This is a genomic window from Candidatus Symbiopectobacterium sp. NZEC135 (assembly GCF_025962695.1).
The window spans coordinates 1-3,837 of the sequence record NZ_JAGFPF010000144.1; the positions used below are offsets into that span (position 1 = coordinate 1).

A 3,837-nucleotide genomic window follows, 5' to 3' on the forward strand; every position below is an offset into this window, starting at 1 on the left:
GGGTGGAATAACGTTTCTCCGGGTAAGCGTACAAGGCCAGAGCATATGCTCTGTCCTTGGCGTTTAGCGCGTTTGAGTGGTGTCGGATTTGCCCGGCATCATGCGCAGCAGCGTATTGTCGCGCTGAACATAATGGTGAAAGAGTGCTGCGCCTGCATGCAGGGCAATCAGCACATAGCCCAGATTGGCGAGCGTTTCGTGAATGTCTTTCAGCAGGAACTGAGTGTCTTCATCGGGCGTGACGAAAGGGGAGACGGTGAAGCCCATGAGCGACCATTCATTGTCGCCATATGCCATCATGGCAATGCCCAATAAAGGCAATGCCAGGAAAGTAGCATAAAGCACGATATGCGTCAGCGTGGCGAGGTGATGCTGCCATTGCGGTGGCGCAGGCACGATCGCGGGCGTTTGGTATTTGTGCTTGAGCCCTATGCGGATAAACATCAATACCCAAACGGCAACCCCTGCGTTGTAATGCAACGTTCTCATTGCGGAAAAGGCAAAGGATGAGCGTGGAAACCAGCCCCGCAATTCCATCGCCGCATACGCCAGCGCAATCAGCAGCAGCGTTATCCAATGCAGGTGAATCTGTAATCTGGAGAATCGAGTCATCGTGGCATATCCCATTGAATGCTATAGCGAGTCGGCAGCAAGAAACCGTAACATAAACAAACGTTGAGAGTTACCGGAAATAACGCCACATCGTCAAGGGAGATTTAAAATCTTTACGTCCTGCCTCGTCCGCCAATCAGCACATCAACTGCCGTATTTAAAGTTAAACCCAAATGCAGGCGTGGTGGTGTTGTATTCACGGAACTTATAGATAAGCGGGTTCCACTGAGCGGTATTGAGGGAGCCATCTTCGTTCAACAGGTATTCATCGATCCACACCTGTTTGATATCCAACTCCACCAAAATGAAGGCCGCTTTCTCAATAACGTCGACGGTTTTACATTCAGCCTGAATCGGGCAATCTGCAATACGATCGGGGGAAACCTGCGTGGAGGCTTCCAGGGTAAATCCGCTTAAATCCGCTTTATCTGAGCAGTAGGAAAAACCCTGACTCAATTTACTGTCAGGCACAATTTCTCTTCCGGTCACACGGCCCAACTGCTCAATTTTAGACCACAACTGATGCGGGGGGATATTGATCACCACATCCGAACCGGCCACGATATTGTCGTGAGTTTTGTTGCTTTTATTTACGCCAATCATCAGCGTATTGCCGAGTGAAAAAGAGGCAGAGAGTGGCGCGATATTCAGTTGTTGCGTGATGGGGTCGCGAGTTGAAGCCAAAAATACCGGAAAACCATAGTAAAACGATTTTACGTTAACGCTTTTTTTCATTATCAATCACCTCAGTAGAACGTGGACGGGCGTAATGCCATCAGGCCTTAGCCCTCCCCGATACTACTGCCATCATTTCTACCAGAACAATGACCCGAAAGAGGGAGGCAATACTCCTTTATTATCAGTGCATGTATAAAAACGGGGCCGAGTCATCAGTGGCTAACATGATGGTGAATGCGATAGCCTGTTTTTTGAGCAATGCAAAAATAATTGCCTATCAATCAATTTCAAGTTCTCGGTCCATTGGTTAATACCAATGATCTCACTCATCGATATTATATCGTTTAATGATATGAAAATTCGGTATCACTAAATACACTATTGATTGTTTTGTTTGTATTTTTGAATATCTGATGGTCATGTAATTTTTAATAAAATGGATGTCTTTTATGCCAAAAGCAATACAATGCAATAATACTATTCGTAATATAGTGTTATTTTCACAAACAGGTTTTCCTGAGCAAGAAACTTGTAACATCACTGCGACATGCTTGCAAGATATAATAGTTGTAAAAAATTCGCGAGAAGAACCCTCTTTTAGCAAAAAACCAGGTGCTGCCGGGTGTGATAGCGAGCATTTATTAAGTGAGCCTGGCTCATCCGAAAATGTAAGGCCTACTAATGGCTTCTTTGGCAGAATGTGGCATCCCGCTTTTCAGCGTGCTGTTGGTATTGTGGCTGGATTAGTTTTAACAGCGACAGTTGGGCGTAAAATATACAGCACTTATGGCAATGTGAATCCATCTACTGAAAATAGAAGCGTAGAAAAAAACGACTCTCTTTCTTTTGCTGTGCATCAAATTGTGCAGGGTAATAACGCCTACAGCATGCAGAGATTAAACGCAATACAACAGGATTCCCATAAAAACGCTGGGCTAAACGCCAGCGAAAACTCACTCACTAATCACTCCTCTGTGACTCGAGAGTTTAAAATAACACTGCATGAGTATTTGAAGGAAATTGAAGTCATTGGAAAGTTAGCACCTCTACACTTGGATGATTTTTATAATAAGGTTTTTAATGTTGATATGAAAATAAGGGTGCAGCGGTCACATAATGACTTAAAGGAAAAAAAGATATCGGTTTCAGAGGAAATAAATTTTTTTTTGAATGATCCAATGATCGATTGGCGAATTAGAAATGAACTGCATTTGTTATACTCCAAAGCGAATGAAACAGTCGAGGTCAGTAATGCTAAAAACGGTCAGGTAAGGGATGCGAAGTTGATCTTGGCCTGTATTGATTTAACATTGCATTATCTTCATGAAAATAGGAAAAATGGGTTAAGTGGCGTTTCTTTCATCTATGGGGTGTTTTTTATTGATAAGTTATTATTGATTTTAGACGAAGTGAAGTTAGCGAGGAAAGGGGGGGAGGGTAAAAGACTGCGCCAGGATGTTAAGTTATACATCAGTGATATATATTCAAATAAGAATGTCGATATGCCATACGATGTGATGGATATGTATAAACACACTATTACGCACGGCCAGGTTTTGCATAAAAACAGGAATGATTATTTCTATTCAGCAATAAGAGAGCATGTCTTAAAAGGTGAAAATGTTACCGCGCAAAAACCAGAAAAAGACGAAGTGAAGATTATTGATCTCACTTTTTGTCAAAAAGAAAGAGAAAATCCAACACTGAGTGATACCTTGCGACTCATTGCTAAGGCAATAAAGCATCCCCTATCCACACTCGCTGAAGAAGGAAGAATTCTCTATGATTATAATGTTAAAGAGGAGGGATGTGCAACAGACATGCATATTGTTGAGCTAACTAAGAAAATAGATGAAAGTATTGATCTGCTTATGGAGTGGGTACCGCATTATAACCGGGGTCGGATGATTTTATCAATGGCTGCAACTTCTATGGATATGATTGCCGATGCCATCGATGGGAATGAGTTATCCGTGAGTTCCGTAAGTGAAATATATGGCTATTTTATTAGTTTTACCAAAGATCTGCTTTCTTCACTTTCAGCAAAACAAATAAATGACATGGAGTCTAAAAATTTAGAAGATGAAATTCTTAAGATGACCAGAAAAATAAAACACACAAATAACAGATTAACAATCGAAACTTCAGACCCTGATGAAATAACTTTTATCGATAGAGAATATGGGAATTTTGTCGATGAAATGAGTAAAAAAGTTATTTATTATAATGATGATAATGCTTGGCATATAAGTCCAGATGTTCGTTTCACACCTGAAACAAAAAAAATATTGGAAAATACGTATGGAATCTATCAACAAGGATATGATATTTATCTCATTAAAAATAGCTCTCCGGATTTATATGCGGATGGAACGTTGGCAAGAATAGATGATATACTTCATGTTTTTGTTGATAATGAGATGTATTCTGTTTCTGAAACGCTTATTTCGGATGGTGTTTATCGTTATGTAGCAAATAAAGATGATGTATTTACGCCCGTGGTTAATATCGGTGGAGTATGGGAATTTGAAAGTAAGCATTCACCAC

The 3,837-nt window shown here is 41.0% G+C and carries 3 protein-coding genes; 1 reads left to right on the forward strand and 2 read right to left on the reverse strand.

What is annotated here, in order from left to right; translation table 11 throughout:
- Positions 1-63: 63 nt before the first annotated feature.
- Positions 64-612 carry a cytochrome b561 gene (cybB, locus tag J5224_RS23930; protein ID WP_264627727.1) on the reverse strand — a complete coding sequence of 183 codons (549 nt, stop codon included), beginning with the start codon at positions 610-612 and terminating at the stop codon, positions 64-66.
- 144 nt (positions 613-756) lie between these two features.
- Positions 757-1,347, reverse strand: a complete 591-nt coding sequence (locus J5224_RS23935) for a flavin reductase family protein (RefSeq protein ID WP_264627728.1) — start codon at positions 1,345-1,347, stop codon at positions 757-759.
- A 392-nt stretch (positions 1,348-1,739) separates the two neighbouring features.
- On the opposite strand from J5224_RS23935, the gene J5224_RS23940 reads away from it, so the two are divergent.
- Positions 1,740-3,837 (forward strand): hypothetical protein (locus tag J5224_RS23940; protein WP_264627729.1); only part of this gene is annotated, 2,098 nt, incomplete at its 3' end.

Bases quoted from the DNA above. Each gene is read 5' to 3' on its own strand.
- cybB (WP_264627727.1), bottom strand. From the start codon at position 612: ATGACTCGATTCTCCAGATTACAGATTCACCTGCATTGGATAACGCTG.
- J5224_RS23935 (WP_264627728.1), bottom strand. From the start codon at position 1,347: ATGAAAAAAAGCGTTAACGTAAAATCGTTTTACTATGGTTTTCCGGTA.